The organism is Brevibacterium zhoupengii (assembly GCF_021117425.1).
GTDB classification, from domain to species: Bacteria; Actinomycetota; Actinomycetes; order Actinomycetales; family Brevibacteriaceae; genus Brevibacterium; species Brevibacterium zhoupengii.
Genome location: NZ_CP088298.1, coordinates 3,102,825 through 3,117,046 on the forward strand (window position 1 = coordinate 3,102,825; position 14,222 = coordinate 3,117,046).

Annotated in this window: 17 protein-coding genes; 11 read left to right on the forward strand and 6 right to left on the reverse strand. The window is 62.8% G+C overall.

Annotation, left to right across the window (positions count from 1 at the left end):
* The first annotated feature begins 45 nt into the window (after window positions 1-45).
* Window positions 46-486: a DUF1772 domain-containing protein gene (locus LQ788_RS14110; RefSeq protein WP_231441978.1), complete on the forward strand. Its 441-nt coding sequence runs from the start codon at window positions 46-48 to the stop codon at window positions 484-486.
* A 38-nt stretch (window positions 487-524) separates the two neighbouring features.
* Here the strand turns inward: LQ788_RS14110 and LQ788_RS14115 are convergent, their stop codons facing one another.
* Together LQ788_RS14115 and LQ788_RS14120 are read right to left on the reverse strand one after the other, a co-directional pair.
* The gene (locus LQ788_RS14115; RefSeq protein WP_231441980.1) at window positions 525-1,163 is read right to left on the reverse strand and encodes a maleylpyruvate isomerase family mycothiol-dependent enzyme; all 639 of its coding nucleotides are present in this window, start codon (window positions 1,161-1,163) and stop codon (window positions 525-527) included.
* A 13-nt stretch (window positions 1,164-1,176) separates the two neighbouring features.
* The gene (locus LQ788_RS14120) at window positions 1,177-1,935 is read right to left on the reverse strand and encodes a FadR/GntR family transcriptional regulator (RefSeq protein WP_231441982.1); all 759 of its coding nucleotides are present in this window, start codon (window positions 1,933-1,935) and stop codon (window positions 1,177-1,179) included.
* Window positions 1,936-2,006: 71 nt separating this feature from the next.
* On the opposite strand from LQ788_RS14120, the gene LQ788_RS14125 reads away from it, so the two are divergent.
* The 4 genes from LQ788_RS14125 to LQ788_RS14140 all read left to right on the forward strand — a co-directional run bounded on the left by LQ788_RS14125 (window position 2,007) and on the right by LQ788_RS14140 (window position 5,139).
* On the forward strand, window positions 2,007-2,891 hold the full coding sequence (locus LQ788_RS14125) for a carbon-nitrogen hydrolase family protein (RefSeq protein ID WP_231441984.1): 885 nt from the start codon (window positions 2,007-2,009) through the stop codon (window positions 2,889-2,891).
* Window positions 2,892-2,979: 88 nt separating this feature from the next.
* On the forward strand, window positions 2,980-4,326 hold the full coding sequence (locus LQ788_RS14130) for an APC family permease (RefSeq protein WP_231441986.1): 1,347 nt from the start codon (window positions 2,980-2,982) through the stop codon (window positions 4,324-4,326).
* Window positions 4,327-4,375: 49 nt separating this feature from the next.
* Window positions 4,376-4,768 (forward strand): nuclear transport factor 2 family protein, encoded by a 393-nt coding sequence (locus tag LQ788_RS14135; protein ID WP_231441987.1) that lies wholly within the window; start codon window positions 4,376-4,378, stop codon window positions 4,766-4,768.
* 8 nt (window positions 4,769-4,776) lie between these two features.
* Window positions 4,777-5,139 (forward strand): TfoX/Sxy family protein, encoded by a 363-nt coding sequence (locus LQ788_RS14140; RefSeq protein ID WP_231441990.1) that lies wholly within the window; start codon window positions 4,777-4,779, stop codon window positions 5,137-5,139.
* Between the two features lie 39 nt (window positions 5,140-5,178).
* Here LQ788_RS14140 and LQ788_RS14145 read toward each other — a convergent pair whose 3' ends face one another.
* Window positions 5,179-5,640 (reverse strand): ASCH domain-containing protein, encoded by a 462-nt coding sequence (locus tag LQ788_RS14145; protein WP_231441994.1) that lies wholly within the window; start codon window positions 5,638-5,640, stop codon window positions 5,179-5,181.
* Between the two features lie 75 nt (window positions 5,641-5,715).
* Here LQ788_RS14145 and LQ788_RS14150 point away from each other — a divergent pair, with 75 nt between their 5' ends.
* The 3 genes from LQ788_RS14150 (at window position 5,716) to LQ788_RS14160 (ending at window position 9,590) form a co-directional block, all read left to right on the forward strand.
* Window positions 5,716-6,063 carry a PadR family transcriptional regulator gene (locus LQ788_RS14150; RefSeq protein ID WP_231441997.1) on the forward strand — a complete coding sequence of 116 codons (348 nt, stop codon included), beginning with the start codon at window positions 5,716-5,718 and terminating at the stop codon, window positions 6,061-6,063.
* Window positions 6,060-7,025 carry an HAAS signaling domain-containing protein gene (locus tag LQ788_RS14155; protein ID WP_231441999.1) on the forward strand — a complete coding sequence of 322 codons (966 nt, stop codon included), beginning with the start codon at window positions 6,060-6,062 and terminating at the stop codon, window positions 7,023-7,025. The genes LQ788_RS14150 and LQ788_RS14155 overlap by 4 nt, the downstream gene beginning before the upstream one ends.
* A 63-nt stretch (window positions 7,026-7,088) precedes the next feature.
* On the forward strand, window positions 7,089-9,590 hold the full coding sequence (locus LQ788_RS14160) for an excinuclease ABC subunit UvrA (RefSeq protein WP_231442001.1): 2,502 nt from the start codon (window positions 7,089-7,091) through the stop codon (window positions 9,588-9,590).
* Window positions 9,591-9,592: 2 nt separating this feature from the next.
* Here LQ788_RS14160 and LQ788_RS14165 read toward each other — a convergent pair whose 3' ends face one another.
* Window positions 9,593-9,826 (reverse strand): hypothetical protein, encoded by a 234-nt coding sequence (locus tag LQ788_RS14165; protein WP_231442003.1) that lies wholly within the window; start codon window positions 9,824-9,826, stop codon window positions 9,593-9,595.
* Window positions 9,823-10,242: a hypothetical protein gene (locus tag LQ788_RS14170; RefSeq protein ID WP_231442005.1), complete on the reverse strand. Its 420-nt coding sequence runs from the start codon at window positions 10,240-10,242 to the stop codon at window positions 9,823-9,825. The genes LQ788_RS14165 and LQ788_RS14170 overlap by 4 nt, the downstream gene beginning before the upstream one ends.
* A gap of 152 nt (window positions 10,243-10,394) precedes the next feature.
* On the opposite strand from LQ788_RS14170, the gene LQ788_RS14175 reads away from it, so the two are divergent.
* On the forward strand, window positions 10,395-11,558 hold the full coding sequence (locus tag LQ788_RS14175; protein ID WP_231442006.1) for a sensor histidine kinase: 1,164 nt from the start codon (window positions 10,395-10,397) through the stop codon (window positions 11,556-11,558).
* Window positions 11,555-12,241, forward strand: coding sequence for a response regulator (locus LQ788_RS14180; RefSeq protein WP_231442008.1), 687 nt, complete (start codon window positions 11,555-11,557; stop codon window positions 12,239-12,241). The genes LQ788_RS14175 and LQ788_RS14180 overlap by 4 nt, the downstream gene beginning before the upstream one ends.
* An 18-nt stretch (window positions 12,242-12,259) precedes the next feature.
* On the opposite strand, the gene LQ788_RS14185 is transcribed toward LQ788_RS14180, so the two are convergent.
* Window positions 12,260-13,501 (reverse strand): class I SAM-dependent methyltransferase, encoded by a 1,242-nt coding sequence (locus tag LQ788_RS14185; RefSeq protein WP_231442010.1) that lies wholly within the window; start codon window positions 13,499-13,501, stop codon window positions 12,260-12,262.
* A gap of 209 nt (window positions 13,502-13,710) precedes the next feature.
* On the opposite strand from LQ788_RS14185, the gene LQ788_RS14190 reads away from it, so the two are divergent.
* A complete protein-coding gene (locus LQ788_RS14190; protein WP_231442012.1) occupies window positions 13,711-14,115 on the forward strand; it encodes a universal stress protein in 405 nt (134 codons plus the stop codon).
* The last annotated feature ends 107 nt before the right edge of the window (window positions 14,116-14,222 follow it).

Below are 14,222 nucleotides of genomic sequence, written 5' to 3' on the forward strand. Positions count from 1 at the left end.
ACTACTATCTATTACAGATAGTTCCACTACCCATGAGGAGATATCGTGGACATCATCGAAATCGCAGCCATCCTGGTCATCGGATTCGTCGGTTCGGCAGAGTTCGGCTCGGCGACCCTCGTCCACCCGGTGATCCGCAGACTGGAAAAAGACGACCAGCTGACGTTTGAGAAGGGGCTGCTGAGAACCTTCGGACGAGTCATGCCCATCGGAATGACAGTGGCAACCGTCCTCGGCATCATCGTCGCGATCAATGACCCATCGGCATGGCTTGTCGTCGCGGCCATCAGCCTCAGCATTGCGCTCATCGTCACGATCATCGGCAATGTTCCGATCAATCTCCGCACCAGCCGCATCACCGAAGAGACCGCGCCCGAGGGGTTCATCGCGATGCGCAGACGCTGGGATGCCTCTCAGATCGTTCGGGCGTCAACGCAGCTCATCGGCTTCGTCCTTGTCACGATCGGCATCGTCACTGCCGCGTGATCGACGCATGCTCAAGCTCCCCGCACCTGGCGGGAGGATCAGGACATGCGATGGCGCAGCTCGTCGGCACCTTCCCCACGCAGGGCGGCGGCGAAGGTGGGTCGTCCAGCTAGAGCCATCACCAGATCGAGAAGCTTCCCTGCGACCAACGGCCCGCTGCCAATTCTGAAGTCGACGTCGTCGGCTTCAAGCGACAGACCCTTAACGAGGGTCTTGCTGTTGACCGCGAAGTCCTTTGTCGCGAAAAAGCGAGCGACCTCGCAAAGCGCCTTCTCATCAGGGAGGAGAGTCTGGCCTAGCGGCGAAGCGATGTCCTGGCCGTGGACAATCACTTCGCCGAGGAATGCCGGATAGTCCTTCGTCGGAGCGATCGTGGCGGTGATCGAGTCGTGGAAGATGCTGAGAGTCTCTTCTGGGGTGCGGCCCTGGTATTGCGAGAGCAGGCGAGCGTTGTGCTTGGCCGCGTTGAATCCGGCGGCGACGATGCTGCGAACCCACGCCCATCTGCCGGTGTTCGCAGCGGCGCTGAGATGAGCAACCACCTGCTCGATGGTCCAGTCAGAACACAGCGACAGTGCCCGCCACTGTGCTGCGGTGAGGCCGTCAAGGAGACTCACCAGGCGTGCGCGTTCGGTGTGGATGAGTGTCCAATAGCCCGAGTCCCTCACAGGGGTCACCTCACCTTCATAGTCAGTGGCCGAGGCCGACGAACATCTCTCGACGCAGTGCGTCTACGTGAATGCGCGCGATGTCGACGGCCGCCATCGGGTCGTGGGCGCGAAAGGCGGCCACGAGCCGAGCATGATGGTCGCGGCCCTCATCGAGCTGGTCCTGCGGATAGGGAACGAAATACTTGGTCAGTGCCTCATAGCAGGCGAGATAGGTGGGCACTTCCGGAAGGCCGCTGATCTCGGCGCACAAGCGGTGGAAGCGAGTGTCGGGGATGTGGTGCTCGTGCCAATCGGCGGCGTTCTTCGACTGCAGAATGAGATCGTCGAGTTCATCGCACTGCGCCGCCGTCGCGCGCTGTGCGGCCGCAACGACAATCGCGCTCTCCATCAGGCTGCGCTGATCGATGAGCCGGAGAATCGACTGCTCGTCGGCCCGATAGGCCGTGACTGAGGAGTCATTGAGCGCCGGTGGTTCGTCGGCGACGAAGGTTCCGCCCCCGCGCCCGCGACGGCGCACCAGGACACCGTCGTCGACCAGGCTCTCCAAGGCACGGCGTGCGGTGATGTGGCTGACCTCGAGGCCCCCGGCGATGAGCTCAGTGCGGGGCAGCTTGCTTCCCGGCGCCAGCAGCGCATGCTCGATCGACAGGAGAACTCGAGCTCGGACAGTATCGACGGCCGAGAGCCGAGTGACCGCAGCAGATCCCGGAGCTGTGAACAGAGCCTGGTCGACCTCATGGGTCTCCCGGTTCGAGGCACGCGAATTTTTTCCCGCCATGTGTTGAGTCTATCGGCTCACGAGTTTATAGTGTTCAAAATGAACACTTATGTTGAGCGAAGGAGCTTCCGGTGCCACAGAGAGAACTGAGCGTCGGACTTGCTCAGCGCACTCCGCTCCACGGCTCGAATGTGCTGGCCGAGCTGCACGCGGACGTCGAACGCACGCTTACAGCCCATCCTGACCTCGACATGCTCGTCTATCCGGAGCTCCATCTCCAGGGAGTCGACCACCTGCCGAACAAGGAACAACCGGCCGCGCTCGCACAGATGGCCATGCCCCTCGACGACCCCTTCGTGGCGAGGATCGGCGAATTGGCCGCTGCATTCGGCATCTGGCTGTGCCCAGGAAGCATCGGCGAGACGACCAGCACACACGCGCAGTACAACACCCAGCTCCTCTTCTCCCCCGACGGGACGCTTGTCGCCAGCTATCGCAAGATGTTCCCGTGGCGGCCCTTCGAACCCCACCTCCCCGGAACGGAATTCGTCGTCGCCCCGATCGACGGCCACGGCGTTCTCGGTCTATCGAACTGCTATGACGCCTGGTTCCCCGAACATTCGCGCCATCTGACATGGATGGGCGCCGACGCCATCATCAACATCGTCAAGACCACTAGCCAGGACCGCGATCAGGAGCTCGTCCTCGCCCGCGCCAATGCGATCGTCAATCAGGTCTACATGCTCAGCGTCAACTGTGCCGAACCAGTCGGGCGCGGCCTCAGCATCGCCGTCGACCCTGAGGGACATGTCCTCGCCGAGGCGGGGGCCGGTGAGGACACCCTCGTCGTTCGCGTGGACTCCGGCCACATCCAGCGCGTGCGGGCTCGGGGCACTGCCGGGACCAACCGAATCTGGTCGCAGTTCGCCCCAAACGACGAACCGATCCCGCTGCCGCTCTACGACGGACGGATCGAACCCAAGCAATGGTCGCCCCACTATCGCGGGCACGACTGAGCCGAACGCCGACCCCAGCGCAGATTCCCGACTCACCGTCGCACCACCTCGGCGGCCCTATGTCATCACTGAGAACAATGGAGTAATCATGTCAGACACCGTCACGCTCAAACGGACTCTCAAGCTGCCCTCGCTCGTCATCTTCGGCCTTGCGTATCTCACGCCGCTGATCGTCCTCGGCATCTTCGGAGTCATCGCCTCTGAAACCGGAGGTGCAAGTGCCAGCGCCTACCTCCTCGCGTTGGTCGCCATGCTCTTCACTGCCAACAGCTATGGCCGTATGGCCGCGGCCTATCCGGTCGCAGGCTCTGCCTACACGTATGTACGAAAGACGATCGACGGCAGAGTCGGATTCCTCGTCGGATGGGCAACCATGCTCGACTACCTGTTTCTGCCGATGGTCATCTGGCTCATCGGCGGCTCGTACCTGCAGGCGCAGTTCCCCGGGGTGCCGATGGCAGTATGGATCGTCGGCTTCATCATCCTCACCACGATCCTGAACATTGTCGGCATCAAGGTCGCCGATCGCGTCAATCTCATACTGATGTCCTTCCAGGTACTCGTCATCGTCTTCTTCGTCGCGCTCTCTCTTGCCGATGTCGTCGGCACTCAGGGCGGACCCGGACTGCTCAGCGCGAGCCCGTTCACCGGAATCGGCTCAAGCGTCATCGCCATCGGCGGAGGTGCAGCGATCGCCGCGTACTCATTCCTCGGCTTCGACGCGGTGACGACATTCACCGAGGAGACCATCGATCCGCGGCGCACTGTGCCGAAGGCGATCATGCTCATCGCGATCATCGGCGGCGGCATCTTCGTCATCGTCGCCTATGCAGTTCAGCTGGTTCACCCCGGCGGAGTCTTCGAGAACTCAGATGCCGCCGGATTTGAGATCGCACAGCGAATCGGCGGCCACCTCTTCGGTGCAGTTTTCCTCGCCGCCCTCGTCATCGCCCAGTTCACCTCAGGTATTGCAGCACAAGCGGCGGGGAGTCGTCTGCTCTACGCCATGGGACGTGACGGGGTCCTTCCGCGGCGCTTCTTCGGCAAACTCAGCCCCCGCTTCCACACGCCGGTTCTCTCGCTCTTAGCTATTGCCGCAATTGGGCTGATCGCGATCTTTATGAACGTTGCCACCTCGACGTCGTTCATCAATTTCGGCGCATTCCTCGCGTTCATCATGGTCAATGTCTCCGTCATCGTCTATTGGGCCAAAGAGCGCCGCGCGGGGCGTCATTGTGGGGTGGTCCTCTACCTGGTCTGCCCGATCATCGGAGTCATCGTCATCGGCTTCCTTGTCTCGCAGCTCGATGTCCATGCCGCCGCGCTCGGCTCGATCTGGCTGGTCATCGGCGCCGTGATCCTCGCGTTTACGACCAAGGGGTTTCGGACCCAGCCGTCCGAACTGGCACTCGATGAGGTGGAAGCCGCGGAGTAGTGTTGCGCACAGGGTGTCCGAGCGGATATTCGATGACGAAGGAGTCCTCATGGCAGACGAATCACCCTCAACGATTTCGCCCAAGACGATAGTCAGGGACTATCACCACGCATGGACCAGCGGAGATGTCGATCGGGCCATGAGCTTCGTGGCTGATGACGTCTTCTGCAGGGCACCGGGAGTCGATCTCCGCGGCAAGGAAGCGTACCGGGAATTCATCGCGGGCTTCGCTCCGATGCTCACCGGAATCACCGATATCGCAGACTTTGCCGACGACAACAGAGTCGCACTCTTCTACTATCCGGAGACAGCAACGACAGCAACCGCACCCGCGGCAGAATTCTTCACAGTCAGTGGGGGTTTGATCTGCGAGAGCGTTCTGATCTTTGATCGGCTCTCCTATGGCCCTCCCGACCAAGACGAACCGCACGAAATCGATTGAGACTGACGATGACACCTGCACAGAAGTCATTGGTCGGACGCATCAGAGCTGCGATCTCAGATAAGGCGCCAAGGCGAGAAGTGGCAATGATCGGTGGTTTGGCGTTCATGGTCAACGAGAAGATGATTGTCAGTGCAGGCAAAGATGGGAACCTGCTTGTTCGGGTCCCGGCCGCTGACCACGAGCAGCTCCTCGAAGCGCCGGGCGCCTCTCAGGCCGAGATGGGAACCGGACGATCCATGGGCCCTGGGTGGATCACGGTAACCGCCGACCACCTCATCGACGATGATTCCCTTGCCTTTTGGATCTCGATTGCTCTTGAGAACAACAGCTCGGTCACGTCGAGACAGCCCGACACAGCCTCTGACTGAATCTCCCGCTACAGCCTCCCACAGAGATTCCTCACGTCATCAGGCTGCGAACATGAGCTCAAATCGCTCGCACACGATGAGCATATCTTCACTGAACACACCGGCGCCCTGACCGTACTCACGCCAAAACGCTTCGTGACTCGACCGCCAATGAGCCAGCGTTCGATCACCCTCCCCCTCGGAAAAGGCATGCTCAGCGCTGACGGCCGAGAAGGGCACACACTCAACTGCTGTGGTTTCGATGACTGCCCGTGGGTGACCGGAACCATCGAGGATGATGCTCAGATCGCCGGGTTCGGGAACGGAATCACCTTCGGCCTCAACGTCCAGCATCGATGATGCAGTTCCGGTCTTCGTACCCGCAATGACCAGAGCGAGGAGCTCATCCGCGTGCTCAGAGGTTGCCCCAAACGCCCACGCCTCCGGCACCTCGCTCGGAAGCATCGGCACCGCAGTCCTCGCCTGGAGCCAAAAGTCCTCGATGCCTACCCCTTTTTCCATTCTCACAGTCTAGTGATGCCGTTCCTCATACCCCGCCTATTGCAATAGTGTGCGACACACACTATTGTGTCAGACATGAACGAGGATGAAGAGCAGTCATTGGCAACTCACGAACAGGAGCTGCGGCGGGGAACCGTCGTCTTCGCCAGCCTCGTTGCCTGCCGTCAGCCGCAGTATGGATACTCGCTGCTGACGACTCTCACCGAAGCCGGCATCGCGACAGAGGCCAATACCCTCTACCCCCTGCTGCGACGACTCGAGAAGCAAGGGCTGCTCAGCTCCGAATGGGACACCGAGCAGGCGCGTCCACGCAAGTACTACAGCGTCACTGCCAGCGGGGCCGAAGTCGCCGCAGCGCTCCACTCGCAATGGCTGGAACTCAACACCAGCATCACGAAACTCTGGAAAGAAGGAACACCATGAGTGCGCTCACCACCATCTACGTCGACAATGTGGTCGGCCATCTCCCGGAGGACTCCCGGGGTGACATTGCGGCAGAGATCAAGGCCACGATCGACGATATGATCGAGGCCCGCCTCAGCGGTCTGGAACATCCTGCAGACGAGCAAGCCGCGGCTGCCGAACGCGAGGTACTCGAAGAGCTCGGCGATCCGGCTCAACTCTCCCGGGAGTACTCGAACTCACCGCAGCATCTCATCGGGCCGAAGTCCTACCCGGTCTTCATCTGGACGATACGCTGGGTGCTTCCACTTGTCGCCGTGGCCGCAGCCGTGACGAACTCGATCGCGTTCATCGCCACCAACGATGAAGTCCAGATTGGGGCGCTCATCGGTCAGCTCGTCGGCAATACGGTCGTCGCGCTGCTCACGGCCTTCGCCGCAATCACACTCCTCTTCGCCCTCGGCGACAGGGAGATGAGCGGAGGTGCGGCGGAGAAGATCGCTGGCACGACGAAGGGCTGGTCAGTCGATCAGCTGCGTGCGACAGATGCGAAGGCGAAGCAGATCCGCGCCGAGGCGGTCCTGAACCTGGTCTTCATCGTCCTTCTGGCCCTCCTTCCGCTCGTGCCCACCTCACTCTTCTATGTCGGCCATCTCAACAATGGCGAGCCCTTCGTCAACCCAGAACTGGGATTCGGATGGTTCCTCGGGTATTGGGGATTCCTCGCACTCATGGCCATCGTCGAGGTGGTGAAGCTGGTTCGCTCATCAGCAAACACAGCTGTGCTTGTGATCGGAGCGATCCTCGACGTCGCGATGGCCGTCTTCCTCACGATCGCCCTGCTGTCACAGCAGGTGCTGCACCCCGAGCTGACGAACACCTCGGGCGCCGACTTCCAACAGATCATCACGGTGATCGCAATCTGGGCGATCGTCATCTGGGATCAGATCAGCACGTGGCGCGCCCACCGAGCGAACCGTTGACCGCGTAGCCTGGTCCGGGTGCAGCTTCATCGCTGCGCCCGGACCAGAGGAAGAGGCATGCATATGACCGAGCAGATCGGCATCGTCGGTGCCCGCGAGCACAATCTCTCCGGATTCTCCGTCTCTCTGCCGCACAGACAGCTCATCGGCATCTGCGGCGTCTCCGGCTCGGGCAAGTCGTCGTTGGCCTTCGACACCATCTACGCCGAGGCGCAGCGACGCTACCTCGAATCGGTCTCCCCGTTCACCCGTCACCTCCTCGGTGCGGTCTCTGCTCCCCAGGTCGATCGGATCACCGGTCTTCCTGCGGCAATTGCAGTGAAACAGCTGGTGTCGACGCCCCCGGAGAATTCGAGCGTGGGCACCCTCTCCCAGGTCTCTGACCTGCTGCGGGTCCTCTTCTCCCGCTTTGGTGACTACCCTGCGAACCAGGGGCGGCTCCTCGCCTCGGCCTTCTCCCCCAATACAGTCGAGGGCGCCTGCCCAACCTGTGCGGCGAAGGGCAGCATCCATGAGATCGACCTCGAGGCTGCCGTGCCCGATGACAGCCTCACCATCCGCGAGGGCGCCATCGCGGCCTGGCCCGGCGGATGGCTGGGCAGGAACTTCAAACACCTCGTCGAGACCATCGGCATCGACATCGACGTCGCCTGGAAGACGCTGCCTGCCGAGACCCGCACCTGGCTGCTGACCACCGAAGACACCCCATCGATCACGGTCACACAGGAGAGCATCCGCGAACACATCACCCGCGGCTACACCGGCAAGTTCCGCAGTGCCCGCCGCTATCTCCTCGACACGATGGTCACGACGGGCAGCGAGACGGTGAGGGCGCGCACTCAGGAGTACCTCAGCAACGAGCTCTGCCCGGACTGCCACGGCAGCCGCATCAATCCGGCGGCACTGTCGGTGACGATCGGCGGTGCCAATATCGCCGAGGTGGCTGCCCGTAGCCTCACCGACTTGGCCTCGTCTCTCCACACCGCGATTGCCGCTGACCTCGACCGTGATCACAACGAGGCGAAACGGTTCTCCGGCGCCACCGATGATGCCGCCCAGGTTCTCCTCGACGAACTCGACAAACGTACGGAAGTCATCGAGCGCCTCGGCGTCGGCTATCTTCCACCTCACCGTTCGGCGGCTACCCTCTCCCCCGGTGAGCTCCAGCGCCTGCGCTTGGCGGCCCACCTGCACAGTGGTCTGCACGGCATGGTCTACGTCTTCGATGAACTCTCCACCGGCCTGCACCCCAAAGACACCGAGCACCTCTTCACCCACATCGAGGCTCTGCGCGACGCCGGGAACACGGTCATCCTCGTCGAACACGATATGGAGCTGGTGCGCCGCTGCGACTGGGTCGTCGAACTGGGCCCCGGCGGTGGTGCCCGCGGCGGGCAGCTGATGTTCTCCGGACCCGTGGCCGAGGCACTCGACGGGGAGAGTTCAACCGCGGTGCGCCTGCGCAACGAAGCACCCAGCGAACCCTGGCGAGCGCCTCAGGAGTTCGAGACCTGGGCACGGTGTTCGGGACTGTCGGCGAACAACCTCGGCGATCTGAATCTGGCCTTTCCCATCGGTGGTCTCACGACACTGACGGGAGTCTCCGGGGCGGGGAAGAGTTCGGCGCTGCGGACGGTGGCGGTCCTGGCCAGGAACGCTGGAGCCTCACCGTTCGACGATGACGATGAGCCGCAGGCGGTGGCCCGCAGCGGTCGCGGTGAACTTGCCGGGGCTGATGCCACCGGACTTGAGGCCTTCGACCGGGTGGTCAGCTTCGATCAGTCCACTATCGGCCGGTCACCGCGTTCGGTCATCGGCACCTATCTGGGCATCTTCGACAAGATCCGCAGCCTCTTCGCAAAGACCGATCTGGCCCGCAGTCGAGGTTTCACCGCCTCGCAGTTCTCCTTCAACACAGCCCGGGGACGGTGCCCGCGCTGTGAGGGGCTGGGCATCATCACCATCGATCTCGTCCACCTGCCGGCTTCCAGCGGCACCTGCCCCGAATGCGAGGGCCGCCGGTTCACCGAAGAGACTCTCGAGGTCACCGTCGAAGACCTGACAATTGCCGAAGTCCTCGATCTGTCCATCGATGCGGCGGCGACGGTCTTCGCCGAAAGGCTGGGGCTCGTCGCCCATTTCGAAGTTCTGCAGAGGGTCGGCCTGGGCGGTCTGCTGCTCGGTCAGTCCTCAGCGACGCTGTCCGGCGGTGAGGCGCAGCGGCTGCGTCTGGCCGCGGTGATGCGGGCCCGGAAACGACGTGAGCGCTCACTGTTCATCCTCGACGAACCGGCCAACGGCCTGCACCCCAGCGATGCCCGGGTCCTTGGCCAGCTCTTCCGGCAGATCGTCGATGAGGGCGACACGATTCTCATCGCCGATCACAATATGGAGCTGGCCGCCGGCTCGGATTGGCTCATCGATATGGGGCCGGGTCCTGGACCTGACGGTGGACGCATCGTTGCCGAGGGTACGCCTCTGCAGGTGGCGACAGCTGGCGTCGGTGCCACGGCTGAAGTGCTCTCGGCACGATTCGGCACCACCACTGGCGCTGCGGTCGGCTGACTTCAGCTCCGGCGGGTCAGCCGTCTGTACCCGAAGCCGCCTGCCAAACCGGCTCCGGCGAGCCCGCCGACAGGAAGGCTCACCGGGGCAATGACCAGCAGCGCTTCCTGCCAGATCCCTGCGATGAGGTCATTGACGATGATCATGGCAAGGACTCCTCCAATGAATCCGAGCACCATCAGACCGATGACACACGCCCAGAGCCGACCGCCTCGGTGGGCTTCTTTCCCGGTCATCGTCCGACTCGATTCAGAGTCCAGGTTCCCCATCGCAGACGGCGGACGAGCAGTGCCAGTCCCCCAGCGATGACACCCCAGACAGCGTTCGTCACCAGCATGGGGATGATGGCCAGCGGCTGCGCCAGAGGCCCCTCAAGGTGGCCCAGCAGAATCGGGGACAGGATGCCGCTGAGGATGATGGCGCCGAGGGCGTAGACGAGTGCGACGACGACGCCGCTCAGGAGCGGGTTCACCGACCGTGACAGCCCTAGGACCAGCACCCATACCAGCGTCACCAGCGCCGTCATTCCGAGAGCGATGGGTGGGGTGGGAAGCCCGGAGTTCTCGAGGGCGATACGCGCCACGGGGCGGACGAGGCCGAGCAAGCCGAGAATGATGAGCAGAGGCCATTTGAGTTCACGAAAATACTTCATGGTTCGAGATTAGGGTCGGCGGACACCCGACCGAATCGGCTCAGACGCGCGACCGGCATCGAGTTATGAGGACCTGCCCGTACGTCGAGAAGCGACATTGCAGTGCGCTTCCAGCCGTGCTCATTGAGGTGAGACGTCTCTATGCTGGGATCATGGGACCGCGAAGAACCGACGCCATTCTCGCCGTTGTGGTGACAGTGTCGCTGGCAGCCATCATTTCACTGGCGCAGATCGACGAAGGGGCACCGCTGCGGTCGTTGTCCTTCGTCTTCGCCCTCGGGTTCGGCGCCGTGCTCCTTCTGCGGCGCGGACTGCCGAGGACCGTCGTCGTCCTCAGCATCCTGGGAACCTTCGCCTACTACAGCCTCGACCTCGTCCCGATCGGGGTCGCTCTGCCCGTAGTCGCTGCGCTCTTCTCCGTCGCCGAGGTGGGGCTGACCCGATTCGCCGTCGTTTCGGGGGCCGTGGTGTTCCTTGTGTCGACCGCCTTTCGGATTCGTGATGACTCGCTTCCGCTCGGCCGTCTTCTCGGGGCTGAGTCGATCTCAACGATCGCACTCATCGCGGCGGCGATTGCCCTCGGACATGCCGTGGCCACCCACCGACGCTTTCTCGACCAACACACCCAGCTGCTCCGTCTCCAGGACGAGCACCTGCGCAAGGAATCCGAGAGACAGATCCAGCACGAGAGACTGCAGCTCTCCCGCGACCTCCACGACACGCTTGGGCACAAACTCTCGGTTATCTCTCTTCATGCTGCTGTCGGCATCGAGGCGATCGAGCAGGCTGGAGGGGAGGGTTCACAGGCGGCAGAGGCCCTAGACAGAGTTCGCGCCGAAGCCGGAGAGTCATTGGTCGATCTGCGATCCATGGTCCGCGTCCTGCGCTCCGGGGACGAAACGACCCGCACCAGACTCGGCATCGAAGGCATTGAGACTCTCCTCGAACAGGCGAGATCCATGGGGATCTCTGTCTCGTCGACGCTGGGACTCTCACCCGGCCAGGTGCCCTCCCCTGTCGAGGCGGTGATCTTCCGCGTCGTTCAAGAGGGAATCACGAACGTGCTCCGTCATGCCTCGGCGACGGCTGTCAGCGTCGAGGTCGGTCTCAACGATGACGATGTCACGATAACAGTGGCCGACGACGGATCTGGAGCCGATTCCGTTGCCACTCTCGGAGAAGAGAGCGTGGAAGGACACGGACTCAATGGGATGAGCGAGAGGGTGCGCCTCCTCGGCGGACAACTCAGCACTCGATCCGCCCCGGGTCAGGGCTTCACCCTGCACGCCACACTGCCGAGAAGGCTCGACTCATGATCTCTGTTCTGCTTGTCGACGATCAGGAACTCGTGCGCACCGGACTGCGCCAATTGGTCGCCAGCGATGGCGATATCGATGTCGTCGCCGAGGCAGCCGATGGTCGAGCAGGGCTCGGGCTCGTGCGACAGCTGGTTCCCGATGTCGTGCTCATGGACATTAGGATGCCCGTAATGGATGGGATCACGGCGACGAAGCTCATCACCGGCGACCCTGGGCTCAATTCCACGAAGGTCGTCATGCTCACGACCTTCGACGACGATGAGGACATCGTGTCCGCCATTCGGGTCGGCGCCAGCGGCTACCTGCTCAAGGACATCAGACCGGCCGACCTGCGCTCGGCCATCCGCTCCGTCGCAGGCGGTGATTCGCTCCTCTCCCCGTCGGTGACCAATACGGTGCTGCGACAGTTGAGTGCCGGGCAGAAGGCGACGCCACGCCCCGAACTGCTCGAAGCACTCACCGCTCGCGAGAGGGAGGTTCTGGAACGCATCGGTCGCGGTGAGTCGAACCAGCAGGTAGGTGCCAGCCTATTCATCAGCCCGGAGACTGCGCGCACCTACGCCAGCCGTCTGCTGGGCAAACTCGGAGCACGTGACCGGTCACAGCTCGTCGTTCTCGCCTACGAGTCCGGGCTCGTCGTCCCCGGAGATGCGGTGCCGGAAGGCAACGGCCCGACATGAGCGTTCGATCGCGTGAGCTCAGACGCGTCTGAGGCTGCGGACGACCGTGAATTTGCTGGTGCGAGCCAACTGTTCGCTGGGTCCGATGGTGCGTTCCAGGGTGGCGCGGTAGTCCAGGTGTGAGTTGTAGACGGTGAAGACCTGTCCCTCTGGCGCCAGGAGCTTCGAGGCTGTGGCCATGAGTCCGGCGGCGGTGTCAGTCTCAATCGTCGTGCCCTGGTGGAAGGGCGGGTTGAGCAGGATCAGGTCGTACCCACCGGATAGAGCCTGGACATCCGTGGCGTCGGCGAGGATGGTCTCAACCTCGAGTCCGTTCGCCTCTGCAGTCTCCCTCGCCGAGGCGACCGCCGCCTTCGACACGTCCACCCCGGTGCCGTTCTTCGCCGCCGTCACCTGCATCGCCGCCGAGAGCAGCCATCCGTTCCCACACCCAAGGTCAAGGACCGACTTCGGTGACCCGAGGACCGCCTCGGCGGGCTGGGTCTCGGCGGGCTGGGCCTCGGCGGATTGAGTTTCGGCGGCCAGGGCTGTGAGCAGCGCAGTCGACCCCTCGTCACTCTTGATCCCGGAGAAGCAGGCGCCATGGGCTCTGACCTGGAGCGCGCCGGTGGCCGGATGATCGATGGTGCCGCGTCTGGGGTAGCTCGGCAGACTGGGTGAAGACAAGGGTCGGCTGCCGATGATCATCCGATGTTTGCCGACACCGGGCGAGACATCGACTCGCGCATAGCCACGGGCAAGCTCTTTGTTCACGGCTCGGCTCATCGAATCGCTGCGGCCGATGACGATGACCGTGGACACGTGGGCCTGGACTGCCGCAATGGTTTCGGCCAAGGCGTGGGTGGCCTTCGGCGCGTTGACGATCGCCCACACCTCATCCCGGTCCGAAGCGAAGGCGGCGAGATCGTCGATGGGGCTGGGCCGATCTGCCACCTCGGCGACGGTGTGTGCCTCATCGATCCGGTCGTTGTAGGTCCGCACGGGTGCGATCTCACTGAGCAGGCGCGACTGCAGCCCCTGCGCGTCATCGACGATGAGGATCTCATGCGGAAGCCCCGCGACCACCTCGGCGGCAACAAACGATCCGTCTGTGGCCCGTCCCGAGACATCGAGCTCTCCGCTGCGTCGACCCAACACATACTCGACGAGGACCCTGGCCTGGGGGAATCCCGGAACTTCAGCGAGCTTGGGAAACTGCTCCAGCAGATCCTCACTGCGTTGGCGGGCAGGAGAATCCGGAGTCAGCAGGGTGGAAGGCATTCGAACAGTCTAGTCGGACTCGACGGACCCGCCGAAGATGGAGTTGCCCACCGCATTGGTCAAGCCGACGTCGCATCCACGGATGTGGGCACGGAACATCTGCGCCTTCACACTGTCGGAGAACGGTTGAGATGCTCGTCAGAGGATCGCCGTGCGCAGGTATGCTACTTATTGAGAGCGCTTCGTCCAATGTCGTATCAGGAGAAACCATGACAATTCTCGTCGGATATTCCCCCTCCCCCGAAGGCAAGGCTGCCGTCACATTCGGCATCGATCAGGCCAAGGCCTTCGATGACACCGTGATCGTGCTCAACGCCGGCATCGGAGAGACGCCCGACGAACGCGGTGTGGCGACGAACCAGGACATGGAGGAGCTCAAGGAGGCGCTGCGTTCATCCGAGGTCTCCCACGAGATTCTGCAGTTCCTGCGCGGCAACGATCCCGTCGAAGAGCTCCTCGCCCTCGCCGAGGCGACCGAGGACACCCGCATGATCGTGATCGGATCGCGTCGCCGCTCCCCCGTCGGAAAACTCATCATGGGATCGACGGCTCAGCGCATCATCCTCGACTCCGATGTTCCCGTCGTCTCGGTGAAGGCCGACCGGAAGAAGTGATGATGCTGTCAGCCGGCACGGAAGCTCGTGTATAGTCGTACTTTCGTGTCGGCAGACACGCTGGCTGCGCCACCTCGGCGCAGTGAACACCCACGAAGGAATCAACT